Source organism: Rhizobium sp. SSA_523, assembly GCF_030435705.1.
Taxonomy (GTDB): domain Bacteria; phylum Pseudomonadota; class Alphaproteobacteria; order Rhizobiales; family Rhizobiaceae; genus Neorhizobium.
Genome location: NZ_CP129382.1, coordinates 1,076,978 through 1,098,016 on the forward strand (window position 1 = coordinate 1,076,978; position 21,039 = coordinate 1,098,016).

Sequence of the window (21,039 nt, forward strand, 5' to 3'; positions counted from 1 at the left end):
GCTCTATCCCGGCACTTGCTTCATGGGAGGCAATATGCCTCCGGCGGCAAGCACCGCTTCGGGCGTGTCGACATCCAGATGCGCCGCCTCGCCGATCTCGACGTCGATGATCGGCAGGCCGCAGGTTTCGATCACGTGGCGGGCGCCGACATCGCCTTCCAGCGCCATCAGGTCGGCGAAGGTGCTACGCGGCAGGATGACCGGATTGCCGCGCTTGCCGGCGGCAACCGCGCGCACGATGGCGCGTCCTTCCGCCTCGACAAAAGCCTGGCTCAACCGCTGCAGATCGTCCGATGTGAGCCCCGGCATATCGCCCAGGAGAACCATGACGCCCGCGCTGTCGGAAAGGACCGCCGCCGAAAGCCCCGCCTTCAGCGAACTCGCCATGCCGGTGGCAAAGTCCGGATTGTCGACAACCGTCAGCGGCAGACCGTGAAGGGCCGAAGCAACATCGGGAGCGCGATAGCCGGTGACGGCGACGATAGGACCCGGCAGTGCATCGAGCGCCCGCTCCGCCATCCGGCGCACCAGCGGCACGCCGTCGAACCGGGCCAGCAATTTGTGCCCCGCCTCTCCCATTCGGCTGGCCCGCCCGGCGGCAAGCAGGATGGCGCCGATATCGCGTCCGGCGAGGCTTGGCCGATCGGCCTCCCGGGGTCGCGGGCGGCTTGGAATTTCCATCAGCAGTCCTCCAACACCCAGACCCGACAAATCCGCTTCGGATGGGACTTCGCCCGCCATGAGCCGGCTCAGGATCCAGTCGAATCCGTTCTCCTTCGGCGAACGAGCGCAGCCGGGCGCCACAATGATCGGCACGGCGCCGCAATGGGCCAGAACCAGAAGATTGCCGGGATCGACCGGCAGTCCAACGCGGTCGATCACGCCGCCGGCCTTGCGGATCGCCTGCGGCAGGACGTCATGCGCATCGCAGACGGCTGAGGCGCCGAACAGGATGACCATATGCGGCCCCGATCCATGATCCTGCTGCAGGGCGGATGTGATTGCCGCAGCGACCTCGTCTTCGCGATGCGCCACGCGCTGCTCGCCTGTCACCACGCTGCCGGATGCCGCCAGCCGCCGCTGCAGCCGTTCGGCGGTCTTGTCCATGACGGAGGTCTTGAGCTGCGGCAAGCGTGTCTGGATCAGCGCCACGCCGTGCGCCCGATAGGGTTTCAGGGTCAGGGCCCGCCGACCTCGCAGGACCGCCGCCGCCGTCTCGACGATCGCTCCGGGCACAGCCAGCGGTATGATCTTGATGGTCGCCACCATGTCGCCGGCATGGACGGCGCTGTAATCGGCAAGGCTCGCCAGGGTGATCGCCGGATCGATGCGGTTGAATCCATCGACAGCCTCTTTGTCGACGCGCAAAAGGCCGTTTTCCGTGGCATAGAGATTGACGCGGCCGGTGCTCGCCGGAGCGCTTCGAATGCCAGGCGAAAGCACCGGATCCACCAGCCTCTCCGCGGCCACGTCCTCGGTCAGGTCGTCTTGCGCAAGCTGCGCAACGATGACGCTGTCGATATCGTTGGAAAGAAGCCGGGCAAGATCCGCCTGGGAAAGCCTTGTGCCCTTGGACAGCCGCCCATCGGGGAGCACGACGCCATGCGCCAGGATGGCGCCTTCCGCCTCTGTTGTGGGCAGCGGGCCGAATTTCATGCGCGTCCCGCCAGCGGACGGTTGCGGAATGCCTGGACGATTTCCGCCAGGATGGCGAGCGCGATCTCCTCGGGGCTGGATGCGCCGATGGCAAGGCCGATCGGCGCATGGATCCGGCCGATCTGCTCCGCCTCGAGCCCCAGTCCGGTCAGACGCTCGACCCGCTTGGCATGGGTCTTTCGGCTGCCCAGCGCGCCGACGTAGAAACACTTGGTCCGCAGCGCCTCCGCAAGCGGGAAATCGTCGATCTTCGGATCATGCGTCACCGCCACCAGCGCCGTATAGGCATCGAGCGGGCGCGCCGGCAGCACATCCTCCGGCCAGTCGGCAATCAGATCGACAGCGCCGAAACGTTCAGGGGTCGCGAAGGCGGTGCGCGGATCGATGATCGTCAGATCGTAGCCCAGAACCGCCGAAAGCGCCGAAAGCGCCTGGGTGATATGAACGGCGCCAATGGCGACGATCCGCGGCGGCGGCAGATGAACGGCAAGAAAATGGTCCGCGCCCTCCACCTCCACTGCTGCCGATTTTCCGGCCAGCAGTGCTTTGGAAGCGGCCTCTTCGAAAGCCTCCGGCCAGACGTCGCCCTCCAGCAGAAGCTGCGCTTCGCCGGTTGCCAGATTGGTGACCAACACCGCCGCCCGACGGGCCTGACGCGCCGCATTGAGCGCGGCAAGAAGCTGAAGCTGCATCAATCCAGCCTTTCCAGATAGACGCGGATCCGGCCGCCGCAGGAGAGCCCGACGCGCCAGGCGGTTTCGTCCGCAACGCCGAATTCCAGCATTTTCGCCTGACCCGAGGCGATGACATCCTGCGCCTCCGCAATCACCGCACCCTCGACGCAGCCGCCGGAAACCGAGCCCTCAAAATTTCCCTCGGCGTCGATCACCAGATGGCTGCCGGCCTGGCGCGGCGCCGAGCCCCAGGTTTCGATGACAGTGGCCAGGGCGACCGGGCGGCCATCCAGCCGCCAGGCCTCTGCCGTGCGAAGCGGATCGATCGTGCCGGTCATGTGGATCTCCTTTTCGGTGGCGGATGGCCCGAAGGGGCGAGAAAGTCTCGTGGATCTGCAGACTGCGATGTAAGGCCGGAAAGCGCCGCCGCAAGATCGGCAAGCGAATTCAGATTGTGCATGGGGCGAAATTCGTCGACATGCGGCAGGATTGCCCGAACACCCCGGGCGCGCGCCTCGAAACCCTCGAAGCGCAGAAGCGGATTGAGCCAGATCAGCCGGCGGCAGCTCCGGTGCAGGCGGTCTATCTCCAGCTCCAGCTCGGCGAGATCATCCCGCTCCAGCCCGTCGCTGATCAACAGCACCACCGCCCCGCCGCCGAGGACGCGCCGCCCCCAGCTGCGGTTGAAGCGCGCCAGCGCCGCACCGATGCGCGTTCCTCCCGACCAGTCGGGGACCGCCGCGGCGCAGGCCTGCATGGCGTCATCGGGATCGCGATGGCGCAAGGCGCGCGTCACATTGGTCAGCCGCGTGCCGAAGAGGAAGACATGGCAGCGCCGGCGCTTTTCCATCATGGCATGGCAGAAGGTCAGGAAGATGCGGCTATACTGGCTCATCGATCCCGATATGTCGACCAGCACCACCAGCGGCGGGCTCTCCTTTCGGGGGCGTTTGAACTGCGGCAGGATCAGCGCACCGCCTGTGCGCATGGCGGCTTTCAAGGTGCGTCGCGGATCGATGCGGGCGGGGCGATGGGTGGCGCGGAAGCGCCGCGTCGTCACCGTGTCGAGCGGGAGCACCAGCCGGGCGAGTTCCCGGCGCGCCAGTGCCAGTTCCGCAGCACTCATCTGCGCGAAATCGGCCTTGCGGAGCACATCCGATGCGGAAGCCGTCAGCCGCGCCTCTCTCTCGATCTCCGGCGGTGCCTCGCGTTTTGGCGGGCTTGCGTGACGATCGAACAGCGCGTCGCTGACCCTTGCCGCCGCCGGCTTCGGTTTTTCCCGCTCCCGGTGATCGGCCGCCTTCGGCGACATCATCTGGATCATCTTCTCGATCAGCTCGCGCTTGCGCCAGAACAGCCGGAAGGCCTCGTCGAAGACAGCCATGTCCTCCCGCCGCTTGACGAAGATACTGGCCAATGCGGCATGGAACTCGTCGCGCGATCCGATGGAAATGGCCTGCACGGCGGATACGGCATCGAGCGTCGCCTGCGGCGAGGTCTTCAATCCGGCCCTGCGAAGAACGCGTGAGAAATGAAGGATATTGTCGGCCAGACGCCCCTCGCCGGGCACCTGGTCCGGCGGCAAGGCAAACTCATCCGCTGCGCCCATCGCCTCACTCCTTCATTCACACCGTCAGCGCGCCATCAGGTCCGCTTTGACCTCTGCCAGGATCGCCGCCCCCTCGCCGCCCTGCACACGGGCGATATCGTCCTGATACTTCAACAGCGTGCCGAGCGTGTCGGAGACGGTTTCGGGATCGAGGGCCATCCGGTCGAGCTCGGTCAGCGCCGTCGCCCAGTCGATCGTCTCCGCCACGCCGGGATTCTTGAAGAGGTCGATGCCCCGCAGTTTCTGCACATAGGCGACGACCTGTTGCGACAAAGCCGAACCGGCGCCGGGCACCTTGCGATGGAGGATCGACAATTCCTGGTCGGCATCGGGATAATCGACCCAGTGATAGAGGCAGCGCCGCTTCAGGGCATCGTGGATCTCGCGCGTGCGATTGGTGGTGATGATGACGATCGGCGGTTCCGCCGCCTTGATCGTGCCGAGCTCGGGAATGGTCACCTGGAAATCGGACAGGACTTCGAGAAGATAGGCCTCGAAGGCCTCGTCGGCGCGGTCCAGTTCGTCGATCAGAAACACCGGCGCAGGCTCGCCCGGCTGCGACAGTGCCTTCAGCACCGGGCGGCGGATGAGGTGGCGCTCGCTGTAGAGATCGGCCGAAATCCGGTCCCGGTCGCTCGATCCCGCCGCTTCCGACAGGCGGATCTCCAGCATCTGGGCCGGGTAGTTCCACTCATAGACCGCCGATGCGACATCCAGGCCCTCGTAGCACTGCAGCCGGATCAGCGGTCGGTGGAGCGAGGCCGAAAGCGCCTTGGCGATTTCGGTCTTGCCCACGCCCGCTTCACCTTCGAGAAGCAAAGGCCGCCTCATCTTCAAGGACAGGTAGATGACCGTGGCAAGCGCGCGCGACGCCAGGTAATCCTGGCCTTCGAGCAGCGCGATCATCCCGTCGATGGACGTCGGCAGGGCTGGCAGAGATGTATCGTCCATTATCCTTTTCCCCCCGGTCCTCATGTCTACAGCGCGTGAAAACTCCGGTCCAGATACATCAGCGCTTCCGCCTTGGGGCCGAGATGCAGGCCCACCACCTCGCCGAACAGCACCATATGCGTGGACATGACCTTGACCTCCAGGAGGCGGCAGTCGAAGGCCACCAGCGCATCGGACAGGACCGGCGCGCCGGTCACCAGCCTTTGCCAGATGCCAAGCGAAAACCGCTCCTCGGTCGGAAGGTCCTCGAAGCCGGCCAGCGCCCGTGCCAGCGGCTGGTGGTGGGCCGCCAGGGCATTCAGCGCAAAATAGCCGCTCTTCTCGAAGATCGCATTCTTCGCATTGGCCACATTCAGGCAGGCAAGCACAGTCGGCGGATCATCGGATACCGAGCAGGCGGCCGTCGCCGTCACGCCCCGCCGAACCCCCTGCCACTCCGTCGTCACCGCCTGGACATGTCCCGCATAGCGCGCCATGCCGTTGCGGTAATGGACAGGATCGACCGGCTGCGGCCCGTCAGGCGTGAAGCTTGCAGGTGCGGGATCCGCCGCGGGTGCGTTGCGCGAAACAGGATTGGCCGGCTGGCCTCCGTTTGCATCCGAAACTGTCACATTCATTCTCCACGCTAAGCTGAATAGTCCCGCAAGTGGTCGCCGATGCCGGGACAGGACACTGCCGGAACCAAAGGATCTTGGCAGGCACAGGTTATCGTTCGGCGAAGTCCCGCCCGGTTCCGGCTTCACACCAGCATATGGGCATGAGCGGCTCTCTTGTCCATCGAAAGCCTTGCGGGATCGGCGCCTTTTGGACCCTTGCCTGGGCGTGAAGCGCTCAGCCATGCCGGGTGCCCAAGCAGGTTTTGGAAAAGTGTCCCATGGTTTTCCGACCGGAACCTGCGTCACCCCAATAGACCAAGCGGACGAAGCGTTGGCCGGCCAATGCAGGTCCGCTTCGGTTTTCCTTTGACCGGCGCTGCAGTGCAGCTAAATGTAGGCGATGAGAGGAAAACAAAGCGTATGAAATCTGTTCCGTCCATCGCCGCCATGCTGGGCCTTGCCGCGCTTGCCTCGGGATTGCCGACGGCCGGCGCCGCCCGCGCCGCCGTGATCGGCGTCGTTGCTCCGCAGCAGGGACCTTATGCCGCCCTCGGCGCGCAGATCCTGGCCGGCGCGCGCGCGGCTGGGAACGAAAACGCGGTGGTCAGCATCAACGAGACCTGCGAGGAAGGCCAGGGCCGGACGGTTGCAGAGGCGCTTGCCGCGGCCGGCGCCACGATCGCGGTCGGCTTCTTGTGCGTGGAGACGGTTGCCGATGCCCTGCCGGTCCTGAAGGAGAAAGCCATTCCGGCCATATCCGTCTCGGTGCGGTCCAGGATCCTGATGGAGGATGCGCATCGCTACCAATGGCCGTTTTTCCGCCTCGCGCCGGTGGACGGCATGGAGGCGCAGAAGATGGCCGATATCATCCTGTCGCGGTTCAGGACCCGGTCCGTTGCCCTGGTGGACGACGGGACGATTTACGGCCGCGAACTGATCAGCACGGTGCGCCAGAAGATCGAGGCCGGCGGCATCAAGCCGAGCTTCGTCGATACGTTCCGCCCCGGACAGGAGCAGCAGCTGTCGCTCGTGCGCCGGCTCGTCGGCGCCGGGGCAAGCCATGTCGTGGTCGGCGGCGACCGTTCGGATGTCGCCGTGATGACCAGGGATGCCGAAGCCGACGGCGCGCAGCTGACCTTTCTGGGTGGCGATGTGATGCGCGCCGCCGACCGCCCGGTGCCGCTCGCCGATTCCACCCTCGCCATTGCCCTGCCCGATTACCGGCGCCTGCCGGGGGCAGAGGCGGCGGTCACCGTGCTGCGCGACCAGGGCGTGGAACCGGAAGGCTATGTCCTGCCCGCCTTCGCCGCCATGCAGGTTGCCAAGGCAGGCATGGCCGCGGCGCAAGCGGGCGGCAGCGCTTTGCTCGACACGCTGAAAAGCATGCAGACAGAGACGGCGGTAGGACCCGTAGAGTTCGGCGCCGACCACGAATTGCGCCGCAATCCGTTCCGGCTCCAGCAATGGCAGGACGACCATTTCGAGCTCGTCGGTCCGGAAACCGACTAGGCGATAGCGCGGTCCGCAAAAAGGGAGCCTCGCTGCGCTTGGACCTTCGTCTTGACGGGCAATTGTGCCGGCCCTGCGGGAATGGTAGAGCGGCGCATCATCTCCCTGGAGGAACCCATGCCGTCGCAGATCCGTATCGCCCCATCCATTCTCGCCGCCGATTTTTCAAAGCTTGGCCAGGAAGTGCGCGATGTCGTGGAAGCCGGCGCCGACTGGGTGCATCTCGACGTGATGGACGGTCATTTCGTCCCCAACATCTCCTTCGGGCCCGATGTCATCAAGGCGCTGCGGCCTCATAGCCAGGCCTTTTTCGACTGCCATCTGATGATTGCGCCGGCGGATCCCTATCTCGAGGCCTTTGCCAAGGCCGGCTGCGACGGAATCACCGTTCATGCCGAAGCTGGCCCGCATCTGCACCGCTCCCTGCAGACCATCCGGTCGCTCGGCAAGAAGGTCGGCGTCACTCTCAATCCGGCAACCCCTCTTTCGGTTCTGGAAAACGTTCTGGACGATATCGACCTCATCTTGATCATGAGCGTCAATCCGGGCTTCGGCGGGCAGAAGTTCATTCCGGCCATGCTGGACAAGATCGCCGCCGCCGCCGCGATGATCGGCAGCCGGCCGATCGATCTGGAGGTCGATGGCGGCATTACGGTGGAGACGATCGGCGCGGCGACGAGGGCCGGTGCCAATGTCTTCGTGGCGGGTTCGGCAATCTACAAGGGAGACGGTGTTGCTGCCTATCGCGCCAATATTGACGGGCTGCGGCAGGCAGCGGACAGCCGGTCGACATAAAGTCGAGAGTTTGCGGCCATCTGCCGCGACCGTGAGGATCGAATGTCACAATGACCACGAGACGCATGAGGTCGGAGGGAAAGTCATCACGATCCGGACGGATCGTGCCGGTCCTCTCCGGCGCCATCGTCTGGAGTGCCTGTTGTGGCGCACTGGCCGCCCTTGCCTTGATGCAGGGGGAAAGACAGATCGAGGCTGAGGAAAGCCGGCTGATTGCGGTTTTCGCCGGCGGCGCCGCCCTCGCCTGGCTTGTCACCGCAGCGCTGGCCCCGCAGCTGAAAGCGCGGCTGGGCGGCAGGCGGAGCCTTCTCTTCCTGATCATCGCAAGCCTGCTTGCCCTCTCCACCATCGGCGTGACGGCGGCCCTCTTCGCCCTCGATTACCGCAGCTTCTATGCCAGATGGCATGCAGAGCCGCTGAGCCGCATCTGGTTGCTGCAGCTCGGCTTCACCTCGGCATCCGCCGTCTACCAGTTCCTCGTCATCGGCCTTAGGCTCTATCTGCCCTTCGGCCCGCTCCTCCTCTGCGCCGCTGCGGCCATGCTTCTTCGCCTGACCCGCTGACGGAACAACAGGCTTGGTCTTGCGCCCTCTTCTTGCTAAAGCGGGGCCAACACCAAGAAACCGCCAAGGAAGCCTCGATGATCCCCCGCTATTCCCGGCCTGAAATGGTCGCCATCTGGTCGCCCGAAACCAAATTCCGCATCTGGTTCGAAATCGAGGCCTATGCCTGCGATGCGCTGGCCGATCTCGGCGTCATTCCCAAGGAGGCCGCGCGCACCATCTGGGAGAAAGGCGGAGCGGCGACCTTCGACGTCGCGCGCATCGACGAGATCGAAGCCGTGACCAAGCATGACGTCATCGCCTTCCTGACGCATCTTGCGGAATTTGTCGGCCCCGACTCGCGCTTCGTCCACCAGGGCATGACATCCTCGGACGTGCTGGACACGACCTTGAACATCCAGCTGGTGCGCGCCGCCGATATCCTGCTTTCGGACATGGACCGGCTGCTCAACGCGCTCAAGACCCGGGCATTCGAGCACAAGGACACGATCCGCATCGGGCGCAGCCACGGCATCCATGCCGAGCCGACGACCATGGGGCTCACCTTCGCGCGGTTCTACGCCGAGATGGACCGCAACCGGAAGCGCCTGGTCCAGGCCAGGGCGGAGATCGCCACCGGCGCCATATCGGGTGCCGTCGGCACATTCGCCAATATCGATCCGCGCGTCGAGGACTATGTCTGCGAAAAGCTTGGCCTGGTGCCGGAGCCGGTATCCACCCAGGTGATCCCGCGTGACCGGCACGCCATGTTCTTTGCGACCCTCGGCGTGATCGCCTCCTCGATCGAAAATGTCGCAATCGAGATCCGCCACATGCAGCGCACCGAGGTATTGGAGGCGGAAGAATTCTTCTCGCCCGGCCAGAAGGGCTCCTCCGCCATGCCGCACAAGCGCAATCCGGTGCTGACGGAGAACCTGACGGGACTGGCGCGGCTGGTGCGCATGTCGGTCGTTCCGGCGCTGGAGAACGTCGCGCTCTGGCACGAACGCGATATTTCCCATTCCTCGGTGGAGCGCGCCATCGGTCCCGATACGACCGTCACGCTCGATTTCGCGCTGAACCGGCTGGCAGGGGTGATCGAGAAACTCGTCATCTATCCCGACAACATGCTGAAGAACATGAACAAGTTCCGCGGACTTGTTCATTCACAGCGGGTCCTGCTCGCCCTCACCCAGGCCGGCGTCTCGCGGGAGGATGCCTATCGCCTGGTGCAGCGCAATGCCATGCGGGTCTGGGAACAGGGCAAGGACTTCCTGGAGGAATTGCTGGCGGACCAGGAGGTGCGCGCGGCGCTTTCGGAAGAGACGATCCGCGAGAAATTCGACCTCGGCTATCACACCAAACATGTCGACACGATCTTCCGGCGCGTCTTCGGCTGACGATCTTTTTCATCTCCCGGTCATCCGGGATCAGGACGGCGAGCTGCCGGCCGGGGACGATGCCCATCCCCGGCCGGCATTATGGTTCCAGCAGGTTCGGCCTTGCGCCGAAGGGATCAGCGGCAGGCAAACTGAGCCTCTCCCGTGCCGCCGCCCGATGCCCGTGTAACGCTCGGATAGGGGCAGTAGAGGAAGCGCTTGCCCTTGAGCGGCTCGGCTTCCTTGTTGCCGGGCGTCACGCCGGCCGATACGCCCGAAGGCACCTTGCCCTCCTCCACCCAGGCCACCAGCGGCGAAAAGAAATCGAAATCGTCGTAGGATGGACCGCCAGCACCGTGGGGCATGCCGGGAATGCGGTAGAGCTTCACGAAATCGCCGGCCTTGCCGCCATTGTTCTCGTCGAGCTTGCGATACCAGTCGACGGTGTCGACGACCGAAAAGACCGGGTCGGCATTGCCGTGGAAGACAATCATCTTGTGACCCTGGTCGCGGAACGGCTTCAGCTCCGGTCTGTCCGCTCCGGGCGGGATCATGAACTTGGCGGCGGATGGGCTGTATCGAGCATCCGTCGCGAAGATCTTGCCGGCCGCGGTCTCCAGATCGAAATCCAGCAGGAAACGCTGCAGATCCTCCGGCGAGCCGCCCACCGCCGTCGGCGGCGTGGTGAAGATCTGCGCCAGCGAGGCAGCGCCCATGACGCCGATAATCGGCCGCCTGCCCCAGGCTTTGACCTGGCTTTCCAGTTTCCAGCCGCGCCAATTGTTCGACGCCATTCCGGGATCCCAGGCCCAGCCACTATAGAGCTGGTCGCCCCTGGCATTCACCGGGCCTTGATGGCTCTCGACAAGGGCGGCGATCTGGGCCTTTGACAGGCAATCCGTGTCGCTTTGGGCGGCGCAGGCCAATTGCTCCGGCTGGAAGGCGGTTTCGCAGGCATCGGCATCGGCGACAATACCGTCCTGCAGCCCATCCAGTCCGTCGCAGGCGGCGAGAATGCCTTTCGCCAGAACCTGCATGTCCTCTCGCGAGAAGGCCTTGGTAATATCCGGGTTCACCCTCGACCAGGCCTGCACATCGAGCGCATGCTGCAGCGACGCTTTCGGCAGGTTGAAGCCCGGATAGCCGGCGAGGATACCGTCGAACATCTCCGGCGTGCGGCTTGCCGCGACAAAGCCGTGGCGACCGCCATTCGAACTGCCGATCCCATAGCTGTAGGCGATCGGCTCGCCATAATAGGTTTCCACCAGTTCCTCAGCCAGCGGATTGAGCGTGGCAACCGCGGCATAACCGTAATCGCGGCGCGCCTGCGGATCGAAACCAAAGGCTGCGCCGCCGGCAAGTCCCTTGTCGGGATTGGCCTTGCCGTCATGGCCCGCATCGCTGGACACGACCGCATAGCCGCGCGCAAGGGCGGTATCTGCCTTGTTGCCGCCGAGAAGCGGCCCCAGCGCCGGCACCACGGCCCCGTCATTGCCGCCATTGAACTGGTGCACGAAACGTCCGTTCCACTGCGCCGGCAGGCGCAGTTCAAACCGGATCGCGTAGGTCTTGCCGTCGAGGCCGGTCCGATCCGGTGTCTTGCCGCGCACAAGGCAATGCTCCACGGGGATTTCGGGAGTGGCCGCGGTCTGCGTCGCCTCGGTCATCTCTATGGCGGCCGGATGGCTGCCTGATCCCGCGAGATCGCCGCAGGCAGGCGCTGCCTGAACGAGGTGAGGCGCGAGCAGCACGGCCGACGCCACCGCACCAAAGCAAAGGCTTCGTATCATGAAATCCTCCCGTCATGGCTTCAGGCGCCGCATCGTCCTCCCGCACGGCGCGCAAGCAGGCTAACACCCGTTCAAGCAGCAAACTAGTATGTGTCGCCTATTATTTTTTGCCGCTTTGCGGGCGCCGAAAGGCTTGACGTCCCGGCCTCAGGATCGCAGATAAGGCTCCATGAAGGCTTCCGACGCAGATATTCTCATCATCCCCGGCTACACCAATTCAGGCCCCAACCATTGGCAGAGCCGCTGGGAATCGAAGTTGCAGACCGCGCGACGGGTCGAGCAGGCCGAATGGTCGAAACCCGTGCGCGACGACTGGGTGGCGCGCGTCGCCGAGGCGGTCAATGCATCGGAACGGCCGGTGGTGCTGGTCGCTCATTCGCTCGGCGTGCCGACGGTCATCCACGCCATCCCGCATTTCCGAAAGCCCGTGGCAGGCGCTTTCTTCGTCGCTCCGCCGGAAGTCGACAATCCCGGCATTCGGCCCAAGCACCTGATGACCTTCGGCCCCTATCCGCGCGATCCGCTGCCCTTTCCCTCGCTCACCATTGCCAGCCGCAACGATCCGTTCGGCTCTTACGATCACGCCGACGATATCACCAGCGCCTGGGGCTCGCTTCTGGTCGATGCCGGCGAGGCCGGGCACATCAATGCGGAATCGGGCCATGGACCCTGGCCGGAAGGCACCATGGTTTTTGCGAAATTCCTTTCCAATCTGAAGCTTTGAAAGCAACCGCAACGTTCAAAATCTGCGTCAAAGCCAGTTCGGCGCGTAGTTCTTTAAACACAAGTTAACATCCGTCAGCCACAATCGCCGCGCCTGAACAGATTGCGGAGCGATGTGCTGGTGATGCGCAAGCGAGTGCCTGATGCAGTTCGAGCCGATGTGACATTGGCACCGGCCTTTGAGATCGACCATTTGCCACTCGCCACCGCGATCGTCGAACCGGAGAGCGGCCGCTTCATCCATGCCAACCACCTCTTTCGCAGGCAGTGGCTGAGCGATAGCGCAACTGCGCTTCTGTCGCTTGTTGATCCCGAGGATCGTCCGCAGCTGAAGGCCATGCTGACGGATGTAAGCGCGCCTGTGCCGCCGCAGGCTCCGCAGCTGCTGCGTATCAGGGACGCCGATGGCGGCACGCGGTTCGCGGAGGCTCATATCCGCGGTTTTGCGGCAAAAGACGCAGCTGAGGTGACGCTCTATCTCGTGCAGCTCCTCGACGTCACCGCTCAGAAGACGATGCTCGACGATGTGATGGCGCGGGAGAGCCGCTGGAACGCGGCCCTCGTCAGCTCCGTTTCCGGCGTCTGGGATCATCAATACGCGACCGGCACGAAGTATTATTCCGCAATCTGGCGCCAGATCCGCGGCATGGCTATGGACGATCCTCTGCCCGCCTCGCGCGACGAATGGCTGGCGCTGCTGCATCCGGATGATGTGGCGTTCACCCTTCACGCGATTGCCAGACAGGAGGCCGGCGATCCGGCTTTCCAGGTCTTCGAATATCGCGAGCGCCACAAGGACGGGCATTACGTCTGGATCGAGTGCCGCGGCGCCTGCATCGAACGCACCGCCGAGGGCGCAGCTTTGCGGGTCGTCGGGACGGATACCGATATCACGGAACGCAAGACCGCACAGCACCGGGCGGCCCAGACCTCCCGGCGTCTGGAAATGGCCCTCGCAATTTCGGGCGTCGGCGTCTTCGAGGCCGATCTCGTCAGCGGCGAGGTCGAGTGGGACCAGCGCATGTACGAGATCTACGGCGTCGATCCCGGCCACGACATCCGCGTCGGCGAAACCTGGGAGAGCTTCCTGCATCCCGACGACAAGGCCGCGGCACTTGCCAGCGTCGAGCGCAACCAGGAACACGGCCGCTGCTTTTCCGACCAGTACCGCATTTTGCGGCGCGACGGACAGGAGCGCTTCGTGCGCAGCTGCTCCATGATCTTCACCGATACGGACGGACACCTGAAACTCGTCGGCGCCAATTGGGACATTACCGAGGACGTCCTGATGCAGCGCGAGCTGGAACGATCGAAATCGCTGGCCGAAGCGCGCAATGCGCAGCTTGAGACGGCGCGGGTTCGCATCGAGCACAATGCCATGCATGATTATCTGACCGGCCTCCCCAACCGGCGTTTCCTGGACGAGATGCTGGGCCGCTATGCCGAGGATTGCGAAGAAAGCGGCGGATCGCTGGCTGTCCTGCATCTGGATCTCGACCGATTCAAGCAGATCAACGACACGCTCGGGCACAATACCGGCGACGGCGTCCTCCGGCATGCCGCATCTGTTCTGCGCCGCTCGGTGAGCAAGGATGATTTCGTCGCCCGCATCGGCGGCGACGAATTCGTCGTCCTCGCGAGGTTCGAAGGCAGCCCCCGGCGCCTCTCGCAGCAGGCGGAGCGCATCATCAAGGAGATGCGCAAACCCTTCATCGTCGAGGCTCGCGAATGCCGCGTCGGCGCCAGCATCGGCGTCGCCTGGACAACCTCGGACTTTTCCGATGCCAAACAGGTGCTGCTGAATGCCGATATCGCCCTGTACCGCGCCAAGAACAATGGTCGAAACCGCCACGAATTCTTCTCGGAAGACATTCAGCAGAAGATCGCCTCCAGCAAGCGCATTGCAGACGAGATCCTTCACGGCCTGGAACGGCGCGAATTCTTCCCCGTCTATCAGTTGCAGTTCGATGCCCGTACGCTCGATGTCTGCGGCGCCGAGACGCTGGCGCGGTGGCAGCATCCCGAGCATGGCGTGCTCAGCCCCGACAGCTTCATTCCCACGGCGGAAGAGATCGACGCCATGGCGACGATCGATTCCCATATTCTGGAGCAGGCGCTCGAGGATTTCGGCGCCTGGCAGCGCAGCGGTGTTTGCATTCCCAAGCTCTCGGTGAATGTCTCCTACCGGCGCCTGCGCGATCCTGCCCTCGGCCGGATGTTGCGGCGCATGCCGATCCAGCCGGGCACGCTCTCTTTCGAGCTGCTGGAATCGACCTTCCTGGATGATTGCGAAAAGAGCGTGACGGCGTCGCTGCGACGCATCCGGGCGCTCGGCATCGAGCTTGAAATCGACGATTTCGGCACGGGCCATGCCTCGATCGTCAGCCTCATGCGTCTGTCGCCCTCGGCACTGAAAATCGACCGCGAACTGATCCGCAGCCTGCCATCGTCAAAGGATCAGGTCCGCCTGGTCGGCGCCATTGTCGATATCGGCAAATCGCTCGGCGTCCGCGTCATCGCGGAAGGGGTCGAGACCATGGAACATGCCCATATCCTCAAGCAGATCGGCTGCGACTATCTGCAGGGTTTTGCGCTGGCAAGGCCGATGCCCTTCGCCCAGATCGCCCCTTTCATAAAGGCGCAGACCTGGCGGCAGGAGACCTGACCGCCAAGGGTCTGCCGGATCGCCGCAACCCAAGCCCGGCGCGCCGGCTCCGCCCCATCGTCAGGCGCGGCGCATGTCGCGGGTAACGTCGTTCAGCAGCAGAACCATGCGATGCGACAGTTCATCCAGATCAAGCCGCTTTCCTGCTGTTTGGAAATCCTGGGTGATCTTCTCGATCAGCTGCTCGTCGCTGAAGTGTTCGATCGACCAGTCGCAAATATCGGAAGCATAGGATTGGGGATCGGCCTGACCCATTGCCTCGGCTGCCCAAAGGCCGATCAGCCGGTTGCGGCGATAACGGGCGGAAAACAGGAAACTATGTTCATAGGCGAAGAGGTTTTCGGAACCGCTGACCTTTTTATGCAAATAAGCCATCTCTCTCTCCTGAGTAATATTTATTTTTGCTTCGGTCGAAAGCCGATGTGCAGACGCTATACGTGAATATTTGAGATTAGGTGCAGCAACAGAGTGAACAAAGTATTTTAAGTCGCCCATCGCCGGGACAGGCATCAGAAGCCACATTGTTAATTGCGCGGATTTCCGTTATTGCACCGCTCAAACACCATCCACTGCGTCCCGAAGGACGCCCCAACAAACGAGACATGCACCTATGAACCGTCGCCGCCGTATCTACGAAGGCAAGGCCAAGATCCTGTATGAGGGTCCGGAGCCCGGCACGCTGATCCAGTTCTTCAAGGATGACGCGACCGCCTTCAACAAGAAGAAGCACGATATCATCGATGGCAAGGGCGTGCTGAACAACCGGATCTCGGAATATATCTTCACGCACCTGAACAAGATCGGTATCCCGACCCATTTCATCCGACGCCTCAACATGCGCGAGCAGTTGATCCGCGAAGTGGAGATGATCCCGCTTGAAGTGGTGGTGCGCAATGTGGCTGCCGGCTCGCTGTCGGACCGGCTGGGGATCGAGGAAGGCACGGTGCTGCCGCGCTCGATCATCGAATTCTATTACAAGTCCGACCAGCTTGGCGACCCCATGGTCTCCGAGGAGCACATCACGGCTTTCGGCTGGGCCAATCCGGCCGAGCTGGATGACATCATGGCTCTTGCCATCCGCGTCAACGATTTCCTCTCCGGCCTGTTTCTCGGCGTCGGCATCCAGCTCGTCGATTTCAAGATCGAATGTGGCCGGCTCTTCGAGGGCGACATGATGCGCATCATCCTGGCCGACGAGATCTCCCCCGACAGCTGCCGCCTCTGGGATATCGAGACGAAGGAAAAGATGGACAAGGACCGCTTCCGCCGCGACATGGGCGGGCTCCTCGAAGCCTATTCCGAAGTCGCGCGCCGGCTCGGCATCATCAACGAAAACGAACCGATCCGGGGCACCGGCCCGGTTCTCGTCCAATAAGCGCTGAGGGAGCAGTCAGTGATCAAGGCACGCGTAACCGTCACGTTGAAGAACGGCGTTCTGGACCCCCAGGGCAAGGCGATCGAGGGGGCCCTCGGCAGCCTTGGCTTTGATGGCGTCCATCAGGTGCGCCAGGGCAAGGTCTTCGATCTGGAGCTGGACACGGCCGATCGGGCCAAGGCTGAGGAAGAGCTCAGAGCCATGTGCGAAAAGCTTCTGGCCAATACCGTCATCGAGAACTATTCTATAGCCCTCACCTGACGGTCGTAAGTCGAGAACTGTCAGAAGCACAAGCAAGGTTTGAGCTCCACCCATGAAGTCCGCCGTCCTCCAGCTGCCCGGCCTGAACCGTGACCGCGATATGATCGCCGCCCTCACCCGCATCTCGGGACAGGCGCCGGTGACCGTCTGGCAGACCGAAACCACCATTCCGGACGTCGATCTCATCGTCATCCCCGGCGGTTTTTCCTATGGTGACTATCTGCGCTGCGGCGCCATTGCCGCGCGCATGCCGGTCATGCAGGCGGTGCGCGAAAAGGCGGAACAGGGCGTCAAGGTTCTCGGCGTCTGCAACGGCTTCCAGATCCTGGTTGAGGCCGGCATGCTGCCCGGCGCGCTGATGCGCAATTCCTCACTGCGATTCGTCTGCAAGGAAGTGAAGCTGGAAGTCGTCAATGCCGATACCGACTTCACCCGCGCCTTCGAGCAGGGTCAGGTGATCCGCTGCCCTGTCGCCCATCACGACGGCAATTATTTCGTCGAGGACGATAGGCTGAAGGCGATGCAGGACAAGGGCCAGGTGGTCTTTCGCTATGCCGAAGGCACCAATCCCAATGGTTCAATGCTCGATATTGCCGGTGTCGTCAACGAACGCGGCAATGTGCTCGGCATGATGCCGCATCCGGAAAACCTGATCGAAGCCGCTCATGGCGGAACCGATGGTCGCGGCATCTTTGCCTCGGCGCTCGATGTTATCGCCGCCTGATCGCGGTTCCAGACCATCGCGTCGAAGGTGAAGAAGGTGGCCATGCCCATGCCTCATAATATCCCGCCCGATGGCCAGCCTTCTGCCGGCCGATCTTCCGCCGGCCGATTTTCTGCGGGAATGCCTTCGGCCGCTCGCCGTCTTGCCGGTCTTTTCGGCCTTGCTCTCGTGGTCAGTCTTGCCGGCTGCCAGACGCAGAAACCGCAGCCGGTCGCCAACCGGGCGGCCCTGCCCATGATGGAGCGCGTCGCGCTCTCGGCCAATGCCTGCTGGTTCAAATCCGGTGACGCCGCCTTCGCCGATTACCGTCTTGCGCCGGAACTGAATTCCTTCTCCGGCCGCCCGCGAATCCTCGCCGTGCCGAAGGCACATCCCGAATCACGGCCGCTGCTGGTCGTACAGGCCGAAGGCAATCCCGCGCGACTGGATGCGTTCGGCCCCCTGATGGATGGCGCGCATGGCGAGCGTATCCGGCGCGACGTGCTGCGCTGGGCCTCCGGCCAGAAAGGCTGCTGATTCCAGATCTCGATGAGGGGAATCGGATCGCGTGGCAGCGGAGGCCTTCGCGCGGCGCACAGCATGTCGATGCCTTTGGTAGAGGGTCTGGACGCCTTGCGAGACCGGGCTGCCGCTGTCTTCGTACCTTTGCGGCAACACTTTTCAGCAGCCTGTCATGAAAGCCGCATTCTCGCCTTTTTCCGGCTTGTCTTTCAAAAGCCTGCAAGGTTACTTTCGCAGTCAGGGGGTGCTTCGGCTTCGGCCATGCCACCTTGAGGGAATGCGGAGACGGGACCAGATATGCCGAACATGATGAAGTTGCGCCGGGTGACGTGCGCGGTGCTGGCGTCAGCAGCCACGATTCTGGGCGCTGCTCCTGGCGCAGTCGCGCCGGCTTTCGCGCAGGACATGATTTTCGATGAAGCGCGGTTCGGCGTTCTCGGCGCGATCGACAACACCTATCTCAACGACGAGAAAGGCGCCTTCATCACCGGCATGCTGTTCTTCGATCCCTTCGACAGCGACAGCGCCACCGGCTGGGACCGCCTGGCGCGGCCGCGTGTCCACGTCGGCGGCGACGTATCGACGGCCGGCGAAGCCAACCAGATCTATGCGGGCTTCACCTGGACTGCGAACCTGACCGAGCGCTTCTTCCTCGAAGCCGGCTTCGGCGGCACGCTGACGGATGCCAAGAAGGACAATGACGGCACGCGCGGTCCCTTCGTCGGATGCGCTGCACTGTTTCACGAATATCTCGGCGCCGGCGTCAATCTCGACAAGAACTGGCGCGTCATCGCCCAGGTCGAGCATTCATCGCATGCCGGACTGTGCGGCGACGATAATAGCGGCCTCACCCGCGCCGGCGTTCTGGTCGGCTACAAGTTTTAAACAGCCTTCATCCTGTGCTGATCGTCGGCAGGGCGCGATGGGAAATTTCCTGTCGCGCCCTTCTGTCATCTAGGCTAAAGAGACGCCAGTCTTGACCGCCCATTAGAGAAGACGATGACCATTTCCAATAGCCTGCCGATCACGCCCGACCTCATTGCCGCCCACGGACTGAAGCCCGACGAATATCAGCGGATTCTCGACCTGATCGGTCGCGAGCCAAGCTTTACCGAGCTCGGCATCTTCTCCGCGATGTGGAATGAGCATTGCTCCTACAAGTCTTCCAAGAAGTGGCTGCGCACGCTGCCCACCAAGGGGCCACGGGTCATCCAGGGTCCGGGCGAGAATGCCGGCGTGGTCGATATCGACGATGGCGACTGCGTGGTCTTCAAGATGGAGAGCCATAACCATCCCTCCTATATCGAGCCCTATCAGGGTGCGGCGACCGGCGTTGGCGGTATCTTGCGCGATGTCTTCACCATGGGCGCGCGCCCGATTGCCGCGATGAATGCGCTGCGCTTCGGTGCGCCCGATCATGCCAAGACCCGCCATCTGGTCTCCGGCGTCGTCGCAGGCGTCGGCGGCTATGGCAATTCCTTCGGCGTTCCGACCGTGGGCGGCGAGGTGGAGTTCGACGCGCGCTATAACGGCAATATCCTGGTCAATGCCTTTGCCGCCGGCCTCGCCAAGAGCGATGCAATCTTCTACTCCAAGGCCGAAGGCGTCGGCCTGCCGGTCGTCTATCTCGGTGCCAAGACAGGGCGCGACGGCGTTGGCGGCGCGACCATGGCCTCGGCCGAATTCGACGAGCAGATCGAGGAGAAGCGTCCGACCGTGCAGGTTGGCGATCCCTTCACCGAAAAATGCCTGCTGGAAGCCTGCCTGGAGCTGATGGGAACCGGTGCTGTCATCGCCATCCAGGACATGGGAGCTGCCGGCCTGACCTGCTCTGCCGTCGAGATGGGTGCCAAGGGCGATCTCGGCATCGAGCTCGACCTCGACAAGGTGCCCGTGCGCGAAGAGCGCATGACCGCCTATGAGATGATGCTGTCGGAAAGCCAGGAGCGCATGCTCATGGTTCTGCGGCCCGAAAAGGAAGACGAGGCCAAGGCGATCTTCGTCAAATGGGGTCTCGATTTCGCTATTGTCGGCAAGACCACCGATGATCTTCGCTTCCGTGTCCTGCATCAGGGCGAAGAGGTGGCCAATCTGCCGATCAAGGAACTGGGTGACGAGGCGCCGGAATATGACCGTCCCTGGCAGGCCTCCAACGGCCGCGCGGCTCTGCCGGCCGATCAGGTTCAGGCACCGAAGGATTACAATGCGGCCCTGCTGGACCTCGTGGGCTCTCCCAACCAGTCCAGCCGTCGCTGGGTCTATGAACAGTATGACACGCTGATCCAGGGCAATTCGCTGCAATTGCCGGGCGGCGATGCCGGCGTCGTGCGCGTCGACGGCCATCCGAGCAAGGCGCTGGCCTTTTCTTCCGACGTCACGCCGCGTTATGTGGAGGCCGATCCGGTGGAAGGCGGCAAGCAGGCCGTTGCCGAATGCTGGCGCAATATCACCGCGACCGGCGCCGAGCCGCTGGCGGCGACCGACAATCTCAATTTCGGCAATCCGGAAAAGCCCGACATCATGGGCCAGTTCGTCGGCGCCGTTCAGGGCATCGGCGAGGCCTGCCGCGCGCTGGATTTCCCGATCGTCTCCGGCAATGTCTCGCTCTACAACGAGACCAATGGCGTGGCGATCCTGCCGACACCCACGATCGCCGGCGTCGGCCTTCTGCCGGACTGGTCGAAAATGGCGCGCATCGGCTCGGCCAAAACGGGCGATGTGCTGATCATGATCGGTACCGACGGCAGTCACCTCGGCTCCTCGATCTATCTGCGCGACATTCTCGGCTCCTCCGAAGGGCCGGCCCCTTCCGTGGATCTTGCCGCGGAACGTCGGCATGGCGATTTCGTCCGCTCCATCATCCGCAATGGCCAGGTGACCGCCTGCCACGACATCTCCTCGGGCGGATTGGCCATCGCATTGGCGGAAATGTGCATGGCCTCCCTGAAGGGCGCCAGGATTTCGCTGGAGGATTGTCGCGGCCTGCCGCATGCCCTGCTCTTCGGGGAAGACCAGGCGCGCTACGTCATCGCCGTACCGGCCGATCTGGCGCATTTCGTTCGCGCCAGCGCCGAATCGGCCGGCGTGCCCTTCCGCACCCTGGGTAGCGTGGAAGGCGAACGTCTCGTCATCGATGATCTGGTCGATGTCGCCGTTGTGGATCTCGTCAATGCGCATGAAAGCTGGTTCCCCCGCTTCATGGCCTGACGGGCACGCAACATCTTTGACAAATCGCGAAGATTTGGCACTCTTCGCGTATCTGCATTGTGACTGTAATAGAAGGAATGAC

20 protein-coding genes are annotated in these 21,039 nt (G+C 63.4%); 12 read left to right on the forward strand and 8 right to left on the reverse strand.

The genetic code is table 11. The annotated features are described in order from the left end of the window. Positions 1-3: 3 nt before the first annotated feature. The 6 genes from QTJ18_RS13585 to QTJ18_RS13610 are packed head-to-tail and all read right to left on the reverse strand — an operon-like array spanning position 4 to position 5,366. Positions 4-1,656, reverse strand: coding sequence for an NTP transferase domain-containing protein (locus tag QTJ18_RS13585; protein ID WP_252750743.1), 1,653 nt, complete (start codon positions 1,654-1,656; stop codon positions 4-6). Continuing rightward, entirely contained in the window at positions 1,653-2,348 is a 696-nt protein-coding gene (locus tag QTJ18_RS13590) for an XdhC family protein (RefSeq protein ID WP_252750744.1), read from the reverse strand. The genes QTJ18_RS13585 and QTJ18_RS13590 overlap by 4 nt, the downstream gene beginning before the upstream one ends. After that, a complete protein-coding gene (locus tag QTJ18_RS13595) occupies positions 2,348-2,668 on the reverse strand; it encodes an XdhC family protein (RefSeq protein ID WP_252750745.1) in 321 nt (106 codons plus the stop codon). The genes QTJ18_RS13590 and QTJ18_RS13595 overlap by 1 nt, the downstream gene beginning before the upstream one ends. Further along, entirely contained in the window at positions 2,665-3,939 is a 1,275-nt protein-coding gene (locus QTJ18_RS13600) for a vWA domain-containing protein (protein WP_252750746.1), read from the reverse strand. Before QTJ18_RS13600 ends, QTJ18_RS13595 begins: the two co-directional genes overlap by 4 nt. A 24-nt stretch (positions 3,940-3,963) precedes the next feature. After that, positions 3,964-4,890 (reverse strand): AAA family ATPase, encoded by a 927-nt coding sequence (locus QTJ18_RS13605; protein ID WP_252750747.1) that lies wholly within the window; start codon positions 4,888-4,890, stop codon positions 3,964-3,966. 26 nt (positions 4,891-4,916) lie between these two features. Further along, positions 4,917-5,366: a flavin reductase gene (locus QTJ18_RS13610; protein WP_252751321.1), complete on the reverse strand. Its 450-nt coding sequence runs from the start codon at positions 5,364-5,366 to the stop codon at positions 4,917-4,919. A 540-nt stretch (positions 5,367-5,906) separates the two neighbouring features. Between QTJ18_RS13610 and QTJ18_RS13615 the strand changes: the two genes are divergently transcribed. The 4 genes from QTJ18_RS13615 (at position 5,907) to purB (ending at position 9,732) form a co-directional block, all read left to right on the forward strand. Beyond that, positions 5,907-6,995, forward strand: a complete 1,089-nt coding sequence (locus QTJ18_RS13615; RefSeq protein WP_252750748.1) for an ABC transporter substrate-binding protein — start codon at positions 5,907-5,909, stop codon at positions 6,993-6,995. A 117-nt stretch (positions 6,996-7,112) separates the two neighbouring features. Then, on the forward strand, positions 7,113-7,790 hold the full coding sequence (rpe, locus tag QTJ18_RS13620; RefSeq protein WP_252750749.1) for a ribulose-phosphate 3-epimerase: 678 nt from the start codon (positions 7,113-7,115) through the stop codon (positions 7,788-7,790). 50 nt (positions 7,791-7,840) lie between these two features. Next, a complete protein-coding gene (locus tag QTJ18_RS13625) occupies positions 7,841-8,353 on the forward strand; it encodes a hypothetical protein (protein WP_252750750.1) in 513 nt (170 codons plus the stop codon). A gap of 77 nt (positions 8,354-8,430) precedes the next feature. Then, entirely contained in the window at positions 8,431-9,732 is a 1,302-nt protein-coding gene (purB, locus tag QTJ18_RS13630) for an adenylosuccinate lyase (protein ID WP_252750751.1), read from the forward strand. 116 nt (positions 9,733-9,848) lie between these two features. Here the strand turns inward: purB and QTJ18_RS13635 are convergent, their stop codons facing one another. Continuing rightward, the gene (locus tag QTJ18_RS13635) at positions 9,849-11,501 is read right to left on the reverse strand and encodes a tannase/feruloyl esterase family alpha/beta hydrolase (RefSeq protein WP_252750752.1); all 1,653 of its coding nucleotides are present in this window, start codon (positions 11,499-11,501) and stop codon (positions 9,849-9,851) included. Positions 11,502-11,670: 169 nt separating this feature from the next. On the opposite strand from QTJ18_RS13635, the gene QTJ18_RS13640 reads away from it, so the two are divergent. Continuing rightward, positions 11,671-12,225, forward strand: coding sequence for an RBBP9/YdeN family alpha/beta hydrolase (locus tag QTJ18_RS13640; RefSeq protein ID WP_252750753.1), 555 nt, complete (start codon positions 11,671-11,673; stop codon positions 12,223-12,225). Positions 12,226-12,360: 135 nt separating this feature from the next. Then, positions 12,361-14,889 (forward strand): sensor domain-containing protein, encoded by a 2,529-nt coding sequence (locus tag QTJ18_RS13645; protein WP_252750754.1) that lies wholly within the window; start codon positions 12,361-12,363, stop codon positions 14,887-14,889. Positions 14,890-14,949: 60 nt separating this feature from the next. Here QTJ18_RS13645 and QTJ18_RS13650 read toward each other — a convergent pair whose 3' ends face one another. Beyond that, on the reverse strand, positions 14,950-15,264 hold the full coding sequence (locus tag QTJ18_RS13650; protein WP_252750755.1) for an ATPase inhibitor subunit zeta: 315 nt from the start codon (positions 15,262-15,264) through the stop codon (positions 14,950-14,952). 235 nt (positions 15,265-15,499) lie between these two features. On the opposite strand from QTJ18_RS13650, the gene purC reads away from it, so the two are divergent. The 6 genes from purC (at position 15,500) to purL (ending at position 20,957) form a co-directional block, all read left to right on the forward strand. After that, positions 15,500-16,264, forward strand: a complete 765-nt coding sequence (gene purC, locus QTJ18_RS13655) for a phosphoribosylaminoimidazolesuccinocarboxamide synthase (protein WP_252750756.1) — start codon at positions 15,500-15,502, stop codon at positions 16,262-16,264. An 18-nt stretch (positions 16,265-16,282) separates the two neighbouring features. Next, positions 16,283-16,525 carry a phosphoribosylformylglycinamidine synthase subunit PurS gene (gene purS / locus QTJ18_RS13660; RefSeq protein ID WP_252750757.1) on the forward strand — a complete coding sequence of 81 codons (243 nt, stop codon included), beginning with the start codon at positions 16,283-16,285 and terminating at the stop codon, positions 16,523-16,525. Positions 16,526-16,577: 52 nt separating this feature from the next. Beyond that, the gene (gene purQ / locus QTJ18_RS13665; RefSeq protein WP_252750758.1) at positions 16,578-17,249 is read left to right on the forward strand and encodes a phosphoribosylformylglycinamidine synthase subunit PurQ; all 672 of its coding nucleotides are present in this window, start codon (positions 16,578-16,580) and stop codon (positions 17,247-17,249) included. Between the two features lie 120 nt (positions 17,250-17,369). Next, a complete protein-coding gene (locus tag QTJ18_RS13670; RefSeq protein WP_252751322.1) occupies positions 17,370-17,765 on the forward strand; it encodes a hypothetical protein in 396 nt (131 codons plus the stop codon). Between the two features lie 291 nt (positions 17,766-18,056). After that, complete coding sequence (locus QTJ18_RS13675; protein WP_252750759.1) at positions 18,057-18,635, forward strand: acyloxyacyl hydrolase; 579 nt, start codon at positions 18,057-18,059, stop codon at positions 18,633-18,635. A gap of 114 nt (positions 18,636-18,749) precedes the next feature. After that, positions 18,750-20,957: a phosphoribosylformylglycinamidine synthase subunit PurL gene (gene purL / locus QTJ18_RS13680; protein WP_252750760.1), complete on the forward strand. Its 2,208-nt coding sequence runs from the start codon at positions 18,750-18,752 to the stop codon at positions 20,955-20,957. Positions 20,958-21,039 lie beyond the last annotated feature (82 nt).

What these genes read in the sequence shown, in the direction of transcription:
- QTJ18_RS13585 (WP_252750743.1), bottom strand. Translation starts at nt 1,656, where the DNA reads ATGAAATTCGGCCCGCTGCCCACAACAGAGGCGGAAGGCGCCATCCTG.
- QTJ18_RS13590 (WP_252750744.1), bottom strand. Translation starts at nt 2,348, where the DNA reads ATGCAGCTTCAGCTTCTTGCCGCGCTCAATGCGGCGCGTCAGGCCCGT.
- QTJ18_RS13595 (WP_252750745.1), bottom strand. Translation starts at nt 2,668, where the DNA reads ATGACCGGCACGATCGATCCGCTTCGCACGGCAGAGGCCTGGCGGCTG.
- QTJ18_RS13600 (WP_252750746.1), bottom strand. Translation starts at nt 3,939, where the DNA reads ATGGGCGCAGCGGATGAGTTTGCCTTGCCGCCGGACCAGGTGCCCGGC.
- QTJ18_RS13605 (WP_252750747.1), bottom strand. Translation starts at nt 4,890, where the DNA reads ATGGACGATACATCTCTGCCAGCCCTGCCGACGTCCATCGACGGGATG.
- QTJ18_RS13610 (WP_252751321.1), bottom strand. Translation starts at nt 5,366, where the DNA reads ATGGCGCGCTATGCGGGACATGTCCAGGCGGTGACGACGGAGTGGCAG.
- QTJ18_RS13615 (WP_252750748.1), top strand. Translation starts at nt 5,907, where the DNA reads ATGAAATCTGTTCCGTCCATCGCCGCCATGCTGGGCCTTGCCGCGCTT.
- rpe (WP_252750749.1), top strand. Translation starts at nt 7,113, where the DNA reads ATGCCGTCGCAGATCCGTATCGCCCCATCCATTCTCGCCGCCGATTTT.
- QTJ18_RS13625 (WP_252750750.1), top strand. Translation starts at nt 7,841, where the DNA reads ATGACCACGAGACGCATGAGGTCGGAGGGAAAGTCATCACGATCCGGA.
- purB (WP_252750751.1), top strand. Translation starts at nt 8,431, where the DNA reads ATGATCCCCCGCTATTCCCGGCCTGAAATGGTCGCCATCTGGTCGCCC.
- QTJ18_RS13635 (WP_252750752.1), bottom strand. Translation starts at nt 11,501, where the DNA reads ATGATACGAAGCCTTTGCTTTGGTGCGGTGGCGTCGGCCGTGCTGCTC.
- QTJ18_RS13640 (WP_252750753.1), top strand. Translation starts at nt 11,671, where the DNA reads ATGAAGGCTTCCGACGCAGATATTCTCATCATCCCCGGCTACACCAAT.
- QTJ18_RS13650 (WP_252750755.1), bottom strand. Translation starts at nt 15,264, where the DNA reads ATGGCTTATTTGCATAAAAAGGTCAGCGGTTCCGAAAACCTCTTCGCC.
- purC (WP_252750756.1), top strand. Translation starts at nt 15,500, where the DNA reads ATGAACCGTCGCCGCCGTATCTACGAAGGCAAGGCCAAGATCCTGTAT.
- purQ (WP_252750758.1), top strand. Translation starts at nt 16,578, where the DNA reads ATGAAGTCCGCCGTCCTCCAGCTGCCCGGCCTGAACCGTGACCGCGAT.
- QTJ18_RS13670 (WP_252751322.1), top strand. Translation starts at nt 17,370, where the DNA reads ATGCCTTCGGCCGCTCGCCGTCTTGCCGGTCTTTTCGGCCTTGCTCTC.
- QTJ18_RS13675 (WP_252750759.1), top strand. Translation starts at nt 18,057, where the DNA reads ATGATGAAGTTGCGCCGGGTGACGTGCGCGGTGCTGGCGTCAGCAGCC.
- purL (WP_252750760.1), top strand. Translation starts at nt 18,750, where the DNA reads ATGACCATTTCCAATAGCCTGCCGATCACGCCCGACCTCATTGCCGCC.